Here is a 13,206-nt window from a genome sequence, read left to right as displayed (position 1 = left end):
CATGAAGGACTTCATCCGTCATGCGCCCGGGCTTGGCCGCAAGTCAATTCGCAAGTGTCAGATAATGCGGCAATTTTGCCGTTTTTGTGCGGGCGTGATTAATATCCCGCAACTCCCCTATATCGGTCGGGTAAGTCGACTTACTTGTTCTTCGCAAGTAGTTCCTTGACCAGCGCGTCGGTGATCCTGCCGTTCGGCTCCTGGCCGACCGAGGTCTGGAAGGCCTTGATCGCGGTCACGGTCTTGGCGCCCATCTTGCCGTCGGCGGTGCCGGCGTCAAAACCGCTCTTGTTCAGGATCGCCTGGATGTTGCGGATCGCCTTTTCCATGTCGACCGAGCCCGTGGTGAGCGGCTTGCCGGAAGCCCATTCGTCCGGAAGATTGACGGAGTTGGCCTTCGGGTCGAGCGGCTTCACCTTCCACTGGTCGACCTTGGTGCGGGCGCTTTCGAGCTGTTCCTTGCGCATCGCGTTGCCCACTTCGTCGCGCTTCTGGGCGGCGTCCTTGTCGCCTCCCTTGGCCGCAACCGCGAACCACTTGTAGGATTCCTCGAGATCCTGCTTCACGCCGTTGCCGCGGGCAAGCAGGATGGCGAGGTTGAACTGGCTGTCGGCGACGCCGAAGTCGGCGGCCTGGCGGAACCAGGTGACGGCGGCGGCATAGTCCGGCTGGCCGGCTGCGCCCGATGCATAGAGCACGGCGAGGTTGTGCATGGCGCTGGCATTGCCGGCATCAGCGGCCTGCTTGTAGTAGGTCATCGCCTTGGTCAGGTCGCGGGAGACGCCCGTGCCCTTTTCGAAGATATTGGCGAGCCGGTATTGCGCCGGTGCCAGGCCGCGGTCGGCGGCAAGCTTGTACCAGTTGGCGGCCTCCGACAGATCGCTCTTGACGCCCTTTCCATCGGTAAAGCGTGCGCCGATCTCAAAGAGGGCGTTCGCATCGCCGCCAGCGGCGGCGTCGGCCAGCGACTTGGGTTCGATGCCGACGGGCACCACGATCGCAGCCGGAGCCGTGACCTTGGGGGCGGCGGCGAATGTGTTCGCGGTAGCCGGCGCATTGCCCGACTGATCCATGACGGAAGGAGCGCCCGACGCCGGCCGAGGATCGGTCAGATGGTTTGCGGCAACCGCTGGGGCCTGTTCGACGGGTTGCGTCGGCGCGGCTGCGGTGTTCGTGTCGCCGTCGGCGCCATCGGTCGCGGCCTGGTCTTCGACCGTCGGGACCTCGTTGCTGCCGGTGACGTTGGCCGGTGCAACCGGCCGCGCCGGCGCCTGGATCGTCGCGGCCGGTACTGCTGGAGCCTTCGTGCCGCTGGTCAGCGTCTTGGCGAGCGGCATCGCCATCAGCACCAGAAGGACGGCACCGACAGCCATCAGGATCGGCCGGCGATGCTGCGAAAGCATGGCGCCGAAGCCCTTGTTGGCGGATGCCTTGGCGGCCTTGCGCATTTCCTTGGACGACGAGCCGATCTGCGAGGGATCGGTTTCCTGGGCAGCGGCCTTGGCGGCGCGGCGGGCGGCGGCGATATAGTCGGCGCGTTCGGCGGCACTCGTCCGGTCTGTGTCGAATTCGCCGGCGGCCTGGCTGGCGCGAACCCGCTCGAGGATCTTCTTGACGTCGGGGGCGCCGGATCCCGGCTCCAGAAGATCGTTCTGGCGATCCGCCGGCAGCACGTCGGAAGGATCGAGCGACGGTGTCGGATCGATCACGGTGCGGCCGCCCTTCGGCGCCTCGCCCTTGCCGCCCGGCAGGAAGCGGCGGGAAAGTTCGGTCAGCAGGCTGGTCTTGGCGGCTCTGTCCCTGGCGGGGCTGTCCTTGGTGACGACATGATCGGCGCGAAGTACGGTCTCGTCGGAAGGCGCTTCTTCAGGGGCCTTTGCGCGATGGCCGAAGGTTGCGGCCGGTTGCTCGTTCGCCTCTGCCTCCGCGAGCTCGTAGCTCATCAGCTCTTCGGCAGCGGCGACGGAAAGCTGTGCGGCTGCCGGCATGGCCGGGGCAGGGCGGCTCTCGTAACGCGCCGGTTCTTCATGATAACGATCCCGCTCCGCGTGGGCGGAGGAGACGAGCCGTTCTTCCATGCCGTCCAGCCGGTCGGCGATCTGCACCAGGGTGCCGTGCAGGGCTTCGAAGGTCTGGTGGGTGCGGTCGTCCGAATGGCGCGTCAGGTCTTCGAGATGGCGAAGGTCGTCCGCAAGCGCAGACAGTGCCGCCATGTCGGCAGCGACACCCGGCCCGCCTGCCATGCCATTGCGGGAATAGGCTTCCACCACCGTCTCGGCGGCCTGGCGGGCAGCCTCGATGATGTATTCGTCATTGGTCGCCATATAGCTTTCGAGCGCCGTCATGCGGTTTTCGAATTCGGCGGGAAGAGCGCCGGCGCCATGCTGCGGCTGGCTGATCAGCACCGAAAGATGGGCGATCTGGTCTTCGAGACTGCGAAGCGCGCCGTCGTCGCCACGCGGCGAAGCCGTCGCCTCGTCAAGCCGGGCGGCAATGTCGGTCAGCCGGTCTTCGATGCGTCCGAAGGCGTTTTCGTCCATCGCCGACTGGGCATGCGGCTGATAACCGATCTCCTCGATCCGGCGGGCGAGATAGTCGAGCCGTTCGGCGAGCACGTCGTTGACACTGCCCTGTTCCAACCCGTCGATCTTGCGGGAAATATCGGCGAGATAGGCAGAAAGCTCTGGGTCCTGGGAGGGCTTCTGGGCCTGTTCGAGGATCAGCGAAAGCTGCTCGAGCCGCTCTTCCAAGCGCATGGCCGCCTGTTCGTCGGTGAGCTCCTCGATCCGGCCGGTCAGCGCTTCGATGCGGGCGGAGAGCATTTCGGCCGGGTCGGTCTGGGTGTGGGTTACCCGGCCTATGGCTTCGATCTGGTCGGCAAGCGCGCTGATGCGGCCATCCAGACGCTGCAGGAAGGACTGGTCGATCGAGGCTGAGGCCGAGGCACGGCTGCCTGCGGCAATCGCGCGGCTGATTTCGTCCAGCCGCTCGTCCAATGTCGCGAACTGTTCGGCAATGACCGAATCGTTCGGCTGCATGCGTGAGCCGAGCTGCTCCATGGCGCTCGCGACCGTGATCAGCTTCTGTTCGAGCGCGCGGATGACCGGGCTGTCGCTCATCTCGCCGAGCTGGCCCTTGATGTCGTCGATCCGGTAGGCGAGCGAGACGAGCTCCTCGCGCAGCGCCGTGGAGTCGAGATCGTGCATACGATCTTCGAGACCCTGCCAGCGGGTTTCCATCCGCCGTACCGAATCCTCGCGGGCGAGGCCGTCCATGACGGCGCGCAGTTCCTCGAATTCGCGGCGCAGGCCGGCCGCCTCCGGCGTCGCCTGGTAGCCGAGTTGGCTGATGCCTTCGGCAAGCCGGGCAAGGTCGCCGCGCAGATCCTCGCTGAAGTTCTGGTCTTCGGCAATGGATTTGATCGAGCGGATCTCGGAGCGCAACGCGCTCATTTCGCGGGCGACGCTTTCGGAAATATCCTGCTTCAGCTCCTGGCGCAGGCTGACCAGCGCCTGGGCGATGTCGCGCATGCCATTATCTGCCTGCGGCGGCTGCGGCACCGGTATGCGCGGGGGCTGTGGGGCCGGACGGCGGGGTTCCTCGCGGCGCGGGGCCGGCGCGATCGGGCGCTGTTCGGCGTAACGGGGTGCTTCCGCGCGCACGGGCGCCTGGCGAGCCGGCGGGCGGTAAGCTTCCGGCGGGCGCAGTTCGGTTCGGCGGGGCTCGGCATACCGTGGCTCCTCCCGGCGCAGGCTCTCCTGTCGCCGCTCCGGCGCACGCTGGCGCTCGGGCCGAACGCTGCGGTCACGGCTGGCATCGAGCATGCGCTGGCGTTCGCGGATCTCGGCAAGGGGGTCGCTTGCGAATTGCGGTTCGCGATAGGCGGACGCTGCGGCCGGCCGGCGGTCGTGGCGCGGATCGTTGGCTTTCGGCGGCTGGCCATCACGCGACGTGCCTGACATCAACCCCTCGATACGCGCCTCGAGCCCTTCGATGGTGCGGTTCAACGCATCCAGGGAAGAGCGGTCGCCGGGACGGGAAGGGGTCGATCGTGATCCGTTCATGTGCTCGCTCGTTTCGACGTTGTACCTGCGGGCTCTCGTAACGGGCCGTGTTCAGGGATAGGGCATCCCGTCATTCGGCCATATATTAGAAATGCCTTACGCAGGACTTGCCATTTCAGCGCACGCGGGACGTCTTGAGGTAAATGTACTGCGTCGCTTAAGAGCCCACTATTTCCTTAAACGTAGTAAACAACTCGTTAACCGGGACGAAAATTTTAACCTTTTCGATGCGTTCGGTTTGCTTTGCGGTGATGACGTAGCGCCTGCCGGCCCTATCTTCCTGCTTTCCCCCTCCAGCCTCGCAACTGCTCTGCCCGTTAAGACTGTGATCGGGACGGAGGAATGGCGACGGTGGAGATCGGCAAAGTTCCAGACGCGCGTAATTGACGTTTACGCGAACGTCAATTATTTGTGATAGAAAGAATGCGGATTCTCTCGTGAGCCAAAGGCCCGGGGCGGAATTCACCGACGAGGATTTGGAGGAAGCTCGACCATGCCCGTGTACAAGGCCCCGGTAAACGATACGCTTTTCATTCTCAACGATGTGCTCGGCCTGGAACGCTACGGCAACCTGCCGGGCTTTGCCGATGCCACTCCGGACATGCTGGAAGCGATCATCGGAGAGGCCGCCAAGGTGGCCGAGGACGTGCTCTTTCCGCTCAATCTTTCCGGCGACCAGGAAGGCTGCACCCGCCACGACGACGGCACGGTTTCGGTGCCGAAGGGTTTCAAGCAGGCCTATGACCAGTATTGCCAGGCCGGCTGGATCGGCCTTGCCGTGCCGGAGGAATTTGGAGGCCAGGGGCTGCCCTATACGCTGCATGCCGCCGTCGGCGAATACATGTCGTCGGCCAACATGTCGCTGATGATGTATCCGGGCCTGACCCAGGGCGCGATCGCCGCGATCCTCGTGCATGGTTCCGACGAGCAGAAGAGGACATACCTGCCGAACATGGTTGCAGGTACCTGGTCGGGTACCATGAACCTCACCGAACCCCATTGCGGCACCGATCTCGGCCTTCTGCGCTCGAAGGCGGTGCCTCAAGGCGACGGATCGTACAAGATTTCCGGCCAGAAGATCTTCATCTCGGCCGGCGAGCACGGCATGACCGACAATATCGTCCACCTGGTGCTCGCCCGCATCGAAGGCGCGCCGGAGGGCACCAAGGGCATCTCGCTCTTCATCGTGCCGAAGTTCATGGTCAATGCCGATGGATCGCTGGGCAAGCGCAACGGCGCTACCTGCGGTGCGATCGAACACAAGATGGGCATCCACGGCAACTCCACCTGCGTCATGAACTATGACGAGGCGACCGGTTACCTGATCGGCGCTGAAAACAAGGGCCTTGCCGCCATGTTCGTGATGATGAACGAAGCCCGCCTCGGCGTCGGCCTGCAGGGCCTGTCGATCGCCGAGACGGCTTACCAGAACGCCGTCGCTTATGCCCGCGAGCGCATTCAGGGTCGCTCGCTCTCCGGTACCAAGGCGCCGGATAAAAAGGCCGACCCGATCATCGTTCATCCGGATATCCGCCGCTCGCTGATGACCATTCGCGCCTTCAACGAGGCCGGCCGCGCCTTCCTGCTGTGGACCGCGCTGAAATCCGATATCGCCCACCGCTCTCCGGATGCGGCCGAGCGCCAGAACGCCGACGATCTCCTCGGCCTCGCGACCCCGATCCTCAAGGGCGTGATGACCGACAAGGGCTTCGAACATGCCGTCATGGCCCAGCAGGTGTTTGGCGGCCACGGTTATATCGAGGAACACGGTATGAGCCAGTATGTCCGTGATGCCCGCATCACCATGATCTACGAAGGCGCCAACGGCATCCAGGCGCTCGACCTCGTCGGCCGCAAGCTGGCGCTGAACGGCGGCCGCGCCGTGATGGCGATGTTCAAGGAGATCGGCGATTTCTGCGAGGAAAACCGCGCCGATGAAGCGATGGCTCCTTTCACCAAGGGTCTCAAGAAGGGCTTGAACGACCTGCAGGCCTCCACCATGTGGTTCATGCAGAACGCCATGGCCAAGCCCGACAATGCCGGCGCCGGCTCGACCGACTATATGCACCTCTTCGGGATCGTGACACTCGGCTACATGTGGGCCAAGATCGCCAAGGCGGCCCAGACCGGACTTGCCACCGGCGACGCCCGCGCCGACTACCTGAAGAACAAGCTGGTGACGGCGAAGTTCTTCATGGAAAAGATCATGCCGGAAACCGCGATGCGTAAAGTCCGCATCGAAGCCGGCGCCGACAGCGTGATGGAACTCGCCGCCGACGCGTTTTGAACAGATTCCCTCCCCTTGTGGGGAGGGAATCTTGGCCCTCTATTCAATCGCCGGATGAGGAGGCGCAGGTGAAGAAGACTTATGTCACGCTTCAGGAAGTCGCAGGAGATATCGTTATGCCGCTTCCTGAAGAACTTCTGGAGGAAGTCGGTCTGAATATCGGTGCTGATGTGGATGTCCGCGCCGAGAATGGGCGACTTGTCATTCAGCTTCTCGCGAACCCAAGTGATCAAGAGGAACCGTCCGTTACCTGCAGATAATGCGTTTATAAGCCAAAATTGCCGGCGCGCATGCGCCACCCAGGGAGATGATACCATGACCGAAGTCTTCATTTACGACCACGTCCGCACGCCGCGCGGTCGCGGCAAGAAGGATGGGGCGCTGCACGAAGTGCCGTCCGTGCGCCTCGCGGCCAAGACGCTGGAAGCGATCCGCGACCGCAACGCCCTCGACACGTCTTATGTCGACGACATCATCATGGGTTGCGTCGATCCGGTCATGGATGCCGGCGCCGTCATTCCCAAGGCCGCTGCCTTCGAGGCCGGATATTCCACCAGGGCGCCCGGCATGCAGATTTCCCGTTTCTGCTCCTCGGGCCTCGATGCGGTCAATCTTGCGGCCGGCAAGGTCGCGGCCGGTTCCGACGACATCGTCATTGCCGGCGGCGTCGAGAGCATGTCGCGCGTGGGCATGGGCATGTCCGGCGGCTCCTGGTACATGGACCCGTCCGTCAACTTCCCCGCCTACTTCATGCCGCAGGGCGTCTCGGCCGACCTGATCGCCACGAAATACGGTTTTTCCCGCGACGACGTCGACGCCTATGCCGTCGAGAGCCAGAGGCGCGCGGCCAGCGCCTGGGACGCCGGCTACTTCAAGAACTCGGTCATTCCGGTCAAGGACCAGAACGGCCTGACCATCCTTGACCGCGACGAGCACATGCGGCCGACCACCGACATGCAATCGCTGGCCTCGCTCAACCCGTCGTTCCAGATGCCGGGCGAGATGGGCGGTTTCGAAGCGGTCGGCATCCAGGCCCATCCGGAAATCGAGCGGATCAATTACGTCCACCACGCCGGCAATTCCTCGGGCATCGTCGATGGTGCGGCAGCCGTGCTGATCGGCTCCAAGGCCGGCGGTGAAGCCATGAACCTGAAACCCCGCGCCCGCATCCGCCACTTCGCCAATATCGGCTCCGATCCGGCGCTGATGCTGACCGGCCCGGTCGACGTCACCGAAAAGCTGCTTGCGCGCTCCGGCATGAAGATTGCCGATATCGACCTCTTCGAGCTCAACGAAGCCTTCGCCGCCGTTGTGCTGCGCTATATGCAGGCCTTCGAGATCAGCCACGACAAGATCAACGTCAACGGCGGCGCCATCGCCATGGGCCACCCGCTCGGCGCCACCGGCGCGATGATCCTGGGCACCGTCCTGGACGAATTGGAACGCCGCGATCTCAACACCGCGCTGGTCACGCTCTGCATCGGCGCCGGCATGGGCACCGCGACGATTATCGAGAGAGTTTGAGGGGAAACCCCCTCATCCGCCTGCCGGCACCTTCTCCCCGAGGGGAGAAGAGGGATTGCCGCAACGCCTCCGATCCTCCTCTCCCCTTGGGGAGAGGGTGGCCGAGCGAAGCGGAGGCCGGGTGAGGGGGCGGTTCGGCACGCCACAGAAATTTCAGGGAAGAGGAAATCCCATCATGAGCACCTACAAGAACTTCACCGTCGAAACCGACGCGGACGGCATTGCTCTCGTCACCTGGGACATGCCGGACAAATCCATGAACGTCTTCACCATGGAGGTGATGGAGGAGATCGACGCTATCGTCGACGCGACTGTCGCGGATGCCGCCGTCAAGGGCGTCGTCTTCACCTCCGGCAAGTCGTCCTTCTCCGGCGGCGCCGATCTTACCATGATCAAGTCGATGTTCTCGATGCTCGCCGAGGAACAGGCCAAGGACCCGGCGACCGCCGCGCAAAAGCTGTTCGATGCCGCCGGCCGCATGTCGTGGCTGTGGCGCAAGGTCGAGTTGAACGGCAAACCCTGGGTCTCGGCGATCAACGGCACCTGCATGGGCGGCGCGTTCGAGCTGTCGCTCGCCTGCCACGGCCGCGTCGCCGCCAATTCCAAGTCGGTTAAAATCGCGCTCCCGGAAGTCAAGGTCGGCATCTTCCCGGGCGCCGGCGGCACCCAGCGCGTACCGCGGCTGGCGAACGCCCAGGATGCCCTGCAGATGATGACCACGGGCTCATCGCTGACCGCCCAGCGCGCCAAGGCCATGGGCCTCGTGCACCAGGTCGTCGAGCCCGCCGAGCTGATCAACGCCGCCAGGCAGATGATCAAGGACGGCCTGAAACCGGTCGCCCCCTGGGACGAGAAGGGTTTCAAGGTCCCCGGCGGCGGCATCTGGACGCCGGCCGCAGCCCAGCTCTGGCCGGCCGCCCCCGCCATCCTGCGCCGCGAAAGCGCCGGCAACTATCCGGGTGCGCTCGCCATCCTCAAATGCGTCTATGAAGGCCTGCAGCTTCCCTTCGATACGGGCCTCAAGGTCGAGCAGCGGTATTTCACCGAAATTCTGCGCACCACCGAAGCGTTTTCGATGATCCGCTCGCTGTTCGTCTCCATGCAGGAGCTCGGCAAGGGCGCCCGCCGCCCGGCCGGTATCCCGAAGACGGAATTCTCCAAGATCGGCGTCGTCGGCGCCGGCTTCATGGGCGCCTCGATTGCCTATGTGACGGCCGCCGCCGGCATTCCCGTCACCCTCATCGACCGGGACCAGGAGGCCGCCGACAAGGGCAAGGCCCATTCCGAAAAGCTGGTGGCGGACCAGGTAGGCAAGGGCCGGATGACCAAGGAGGAGGGCGAAAAGCTGTTGCTCCTGATCACCCCCACCCCGGATTACCAGGCGCTGTCCGATGCAAGCCTGGTCGTCGAGGCGGTGTTCGAGGATCGCACCGTCAAGAAGGCGGTCATCGAGGCGGTCGAAGCGGTCATCCCGCAAACCACCATCTTTGCCTCCAACACGTCCACCCTGCCGATCACCGGCCTTGCCGAGAATTCGAAGCGTTCCGACCAGTTCATAGGCGTGCATTTCTTCTCGCCGGTCGAAAAGATGATGCTGACCGAGGTCATCCTCGGCGAAAAATCAGGTGACAAGGCGCTGGCCGTGGCGCTCGATTTCGTCGCCGCGATCAAGAAGACCCCGATCGTCGTCAACGATACCCGCGGCTTTTATGTCAACCGCTGCGTCTTCCGCTATATCAACGAGGCCTATGACATGCTGATCGAAGGCGTGCCGGCGGCGATGATCGAAAATGCCGCAAAAATGGCCGGCATGCCGGTCGGCCCGCTGTCGCTCAACGACGAGGTCGCCGTCGATCTGTCCCAGAAGATCATGAAGGCTTCGATCGCCGATCTTGGCCCCAATGCGGTCAAGCCGGAGCACATGGCGCTGGTCGACCAGATGGTCGACGTGTTCGACCGCCGCGGCCGCAAGAACTCCAAGGGCTTTTACGAATACCCGGCCAAGCCCGCCAAGAAATTCCTCTGGCCCGAGCTGAAGACCCTCTACCCGCAGAAAAAGGCTGACGAGGTGGATGTTAACGTCCTGAAACAGCGCCTGCTGGTGACGATCGCGCTCGAAGCCGCCCGCACCGTCGAGGAAGGCATCGTCACCGATCCGCGCGAAGCCGATGTCGGCTCCATCCTCGGCTTCGGCTTCGCCCCCTATACCGGCGGCACGCTCTCCTACATCGACGGCATGGGCGTGAAGAACTTTGTCGCGCTCTGCGAAAAGCTGGCCGCAAGCTACGGCCCGCACTTCAAGCCAACGCCGCTGCTCAAAGACATGGCGGCGAAGGGCGAGACGTTTTACGGGCGGTTTGATCCCTATGTGAAGGTGGGGAGGGCGGCTTAGGCTCCGAAAGCGGTTCCAAGGGCAGGCCCGCCCGGACCGGGCTATGGAGTGGCGGAAGCGCACCTTTGGAAGCAAAGTCGCGCTCACGGCCCACCTATCTCAGCTTCTCAGGGTAGGGGCTTCTGCCCACCATGTCCTGGCCGACGGGGTCCTTCATTGCCATGTCACACGCCGGCTTGAGGAGAGATCATCGCTTTGCTCCAGATGTATCGATCTTCTCGGCAAGCCAGATCTTGATCAGCGACTGGTATGGGACATCACGCTTGCCAGCGGCAACCTTGATCTGTTCCAGAAGCGAGTTGGGCAGACGCAAGGAGATCGACGTGGATGACGGCTTCAGGTTCGGCAATCGCACGTTCGCGGCTTTGCTCCAGTCGACATGATCAGCGGAATCATGATGTTCCCAATAGGTCCGCTCTTCGGCTTCCGTACTGAAGTGCGGGACGGGATCAGGCTTTCTGCTCATAATAGCTCCGCTCCTTCCGGCTCATATCCCGGGCGGAAATCACCCGGATTCTTGTTTCGTTTGCCCGAAGCGTGAAGGTGATATGGAGCAACCTTCCGTCATCGGTCCGACCGAGCGCATGAATGCGCTGCTCGCTAAAGCTATGTCTCAGATCGGGCACCATCAGCAGCGGCTCGTTAAAGAACACCTGCTCAGCTTCGCTCTGGCTGACGTCGTGTTTGTCGGCACTCTTGCGGACATTTCCTTCGTCCCACTCGAATCCGACAATCCGTTCCCAATCGATCATTGATGTATATTGCCATAATATACGCGGGGTTCAAGGCAGGAAGAATGATGAAGGAGGAAAATGCTTTTCCAAACCGGCCCTTCCAGCGCAGCTGCGGCTCAACCGCGGTATCAAAGTCGGCAGACCTGCTTGAATGCCACGTCGTCTCCATCGCGTCCTCGCGGCTTGCTTTTACTGACATTGAGCCTGCCTTCCTGGCGCCGGCTTCTGGCGGTTCGCAATAGGCAAGCAGCCGCCCTTTCTCATCATGTTGACCGCCGCGCCAAGGCCGGATGTCGCGCCGATCCACAACCGTCGGATCGTGATGTTGGACGGAAGGCTGGAGCCATGGGCTCCTTCCACCCAAACCGGAAGGAACTCCTGCGGCCGGGCGATGACGGCGATCTCGCCATCAAGAAGCCCGTTCTGGCTGTCCCATTCCGGCAGCGGCTGCCCAAGCCAAGGTCACCCGATTTTGCCACCCACCCCGCTTCCCCAATCCCATTTTTCCTTCTATCGTCCCTCGCATTCATCAAGCTCAGGTTGCAGGAGGGGTCATGTTTGGAGAGGTAAAATATCGTCTGGGTGGCTTGCTGGTCCTGGTTGTCGGGGCGGCCGTGGGGTGGTCGGCGATATGGCAGCCGCTTCACCAGGCGGAGTTGGGCGCAGATACCGTCACGTGGATGCCGCGCATCGTTGTTCTGCTGGCGGTCTGCGCGGTTTTCGGTCTCTATTTTCTGTTCACTGGCAACCGTTATCCCTATCGCGATGTCGAGCGCAGCACGTTGACGACGGCAGGGTGGATCTTGTTTGCGATCGTCGCTGTGGCCGCGACCGCGGGCTTCTTCTGGATGGACATGACCTTGAAGTCGCTCGGCTACCACTGATCGCGCCAGGCGCCGGAGCTTTTCATCCGGCGGCCACTCGCCGATCCTGGCAACGCAACGAGCGATAGCCACCAACTGGATCGGCAGTTCGCCAACCGGGAGCCGCCCATGGACCTTGCCACCGAAGCCCTCGTCTTCACCGATCCCGCGGATTGGGCCTCCTGGCTCTCCGCCCACCATGCCACCTCGTCCGGCGTCTGGCTGCAGATCGGCAAGAAGAACCCGAAGCGGACCCTGATCACCATTGACGAGGCGCTGGATGTGGCGCTCTGCCATGGCTGGATCGACAGCCAGCGCAAGGGCTTCGACGCCACCTCCTATCTGCAGCGGTATTCGCCGCGCCGCACCAAAAGCCCGTGGTCGAAGCTCAATGTCGATCGGGTGGCGGCACTGACGCAGGCCGGGCGGATGCGGCCGGCGGGGCTGGCAGAAGTCGAGGCGGCCAAGGCCGACGGGCGCTGGGCGGTCGCCTACGCGCCGCAGCGCGAAGCCGGCCTGCCGGACGACCTGATGGCCGCGCTCGCTGAAAATGCCGCCGCCGGCGCTGCCTTCGAAAAGCTCGACAAGACCGGCCAATATGCGGTGGTGCTTCCGCTGTTGAAGGCAACCACGCCGGAGGTTCGGGCCGCGCGGGTGGCGAAGGCGGTGGTGAAGCTGGCAGCAGACAAATAGAGGCGGTTTCTACCGAGGCACCCCCCTCTGTCCTGCCGGACATCTCCCCCTCAAGGGGGGAGATCGGCCAGAAGCAAGGCAGGCCTACCTGACAAAAAGCCTTGAGTTTGCCGAACTCCACTCCTTGGCCAGCTCCTGCCGTCGCACAAATCAGAGAGGGGCCGCTGAGCACGCCTCCTTCGATCTCCCCACTTGAGGGGGAGATGCCCGGCAGGGCAGAGGGGGGTATCCCACGGCACACCCTTCAACATCGTCACGCTGATGCCTTACCCGAGGACAAACAGCTGCCTCCTTCCGGCATTTTCAATAACTTGCCCGATTGTTCATCCCCGCCCCTCACCACCATGCCTACAATCCTCCCGCTTCCGTCGCCGGAGTGTTTCGCGAGACGTTCGCGGGCAGGCGGGAGCCGGCGCTTTCATCAAAACCGTAACGTGCGGGGATGGTGGAAGAGGTGAAAGCCATGGAGTGCGCGTCGAAAGACGAACATTCCTATCAAACCTCCCCCGGACAGCCATGTCCGGTTCGGTTGAGCCGTGCAAGTGGCAGGCCTGTCCCGAAAGGATGGGCGCGAATAAAGCCACGCAGCGAGGCGAGATGATCACCTGTAGGGGCCGGAAGCCCCGACAAGACGCCGAAGGCCACGCGA

Annotated in this window: 9 protein-coding genes; 6 read left to right on the top strand and 3 right to left on the bottom strand. The window is 63.3% G+C overall.

From position 1 onward, the window contains the following. Nucleotides 1-140 precede the first annotated feature (140 nt). Complete coding sequence (locus AC1DLT_RS19730) at nt 141-4,064, bottom strand: peptidoglycan-binding protein (RefSeq protein ID WP_477487852.1); 3,924 nt, start codon at nt 4,062-4,064, stop codon at nt 141-143. 493 nt (nt 4,065-4,557) lie between these two features. Here AC1DLT_RS19730 and AC1DLT_RS19725 point away from each other — a divergent pair, with 493 nt between their 5' ends. From AC1DLT_RS19725 to AC1DLT_RS19710, 4 genes are all read left to right on the top strand, one after another. After that, entirely contained in the window at nt 4,558-6,351 is a 1,794-nt protein-coding gene (locus tag AC1DLT_RS19725; protein WP_477487851.1) for an acyl-CoA dehydrogenase C-terminal domain-containing protein, read from the top strand. A gap of 68 nt (nt 6,352-6,419) precedes the next feature. Then, a complete protein-coding gene (locus tag AC1DLT_RS19720) occupies nt 6,420-6,611 on the top strand; it encodes an AbrB/MazE/SpoVT family DNA-binding domain-containing protein (protein WP_477487850.1) in 192 nt (63 codons plus the stop codon). Nucleotides 6,612-6,666: 55 nt separating this feature from the next. Next, complete coding sequence (locus AC1DLT_RS19715) at nt 6,667-7,875, top strand: acetyl-CoA C-acetyltransferase (protein ID WP_477487849.1); 1,209 nt, start codon at nt 6,667-6,669, stop codon at nt 7,873-7,875. A 175-nt stretch (nt 7,876-8,050) separates the two neighbouring features. Beyond that, nucleotides 8,051-10,267 carry an FAD-dependent oxidoreductase gene (locus AC1DLT_RS19710; RefSeq protein ID WP_477487848.1) on the top strand — a complete coding sequence of 739 codons (2,217 nt, stop codon included), beginning with the start codon at nt 8,051-8,053 and terminating at the stop codon, nt 10,265-10,267. A gap of 187 nt (nt 10,268-10,454) precedes the next feature. Here AC1DLT_RS19710 and AC1DLT_RS19705 read toward each other — a convergent pair whose 3' ends face one another. Further along, the gene (locus AC1DLT_RS19705) at nt 10,455-10,733 is read right to left on the bottom strand and encodes a BrnA antitoxin family protein (RefSeq protein WP_040124488.1); all 279 of its coding nucleotides are present in this window, start codon (nt 10,731-10,733) and stop codon (nt 10,455-10,457) included. Continuing rightward, nucleotides 10,717-11,019, bottom strand: coding sequence for a BrnT family toxin (locus AC1DLT_RS19700; RefSeq protein WP_247039640.1), 303 nt, complete (start codon nt 11,017-11,019; stop codon nt 10,717-10,719). The genes AC1DLT_RS19705 and AC1DLT_RS19700 overlap by 17 nt, the downstream gene beginning before the upstream one ends. Before the next feature lie 536 nt (nt 11,020-11,555). Here AC1DLT_RS19700 and AC1DLT_RS19695 point away from each other — a divergent pair. Continuing rightward, on the top strand, nt 11,556-11,885 hold the full coding sequence (locus tag AC1DLT_RS19695) for a hypothetical protein (protein WP_477487847.1): 330 nt from the start codon (nt 11,556-11,558) through the stop codon (nt 11,883-11,885). Nucleotides 11,886-11,993: 108 nt separating this feature from the next. Continuing rightward, nucleotides 11,994-12,557 (top strand): YdeI/OmpD-associated family protein, encoded by a 564-nt coding sequence (locus AC1DLT_RS19690; RefSeq protein WP_477487846.1) that lies wholly within the window; start codon nt 11,994-11,996, stop codon nt 12,555-12,557. Nucleotides 12,558-13,206: the final 649 nt, after the last annotated feature.

Source organism: Neorhizobium sp. 05N33 (assembly GCF_056397445.1).
Note: the sequence above shows the minus strand (reverse complement) of the source record. Positions and strands in the feature narration are given on the sequence as shown.

Coding starts and splice junctions, on each gene's coding strand:
- AC1DLT_RS19730 (WP_477487852.1), bottom strand. CDS start 4,064: ATGAACGGATCACGATCGACCCCTTCCCGTCCCGGCGACCGCTCTTCC.
- AC1DLT_RS19725 (WP_477487851.1), top strand. CDS start 4,558: ATGCCCGTGTACAAGGCCCCGGTAAACGATACGCTTTTCATTCTCAAC.
- AC1DLT_RS19715 (WP_477487849.1), top strand. CDS start 6,667: ATGACCGAAGTCTTCATTTACGACCACGTCCGCACGCCGCGCGGTCGC.
- AC1DLT_RS19710 (WP_477487848.1), top strand. CDS start 8,051: ATGAGCACCTACAAGAACTTCACCGTCGAAACCGACGCGGACGGCATT.
- AC1DLT_RS19705 (WP_040124488.1), bottom strand. CDS start 10,733: ATGAGCAGAAAGCCTGATCCCGTCCCGCACTTCAGTACGGAAGCCGAA.
- AC1DLT_RS19700 (WP_247039640.1), bottom strand. CDS start 11,019: ATGATCGATTGGGAACGGATTGTCGGATTCGAGTGGGACGAAGGAAAT.
- AC1DLT_RS19695 (WP_477487847.1), top strand. CDS start 11,556: ATGTTTGGAGAGGTAAAATATCGTCTGGGTGGCTTGCTGGTCCTGGTT.
- AC1DLT_RS19690 (WP_477487846.1), top strand. CDS start 11,994: ATGGACCTTGCCACCGAAGCCCTCGTCTTCACCGATCCCGCGGATTGG.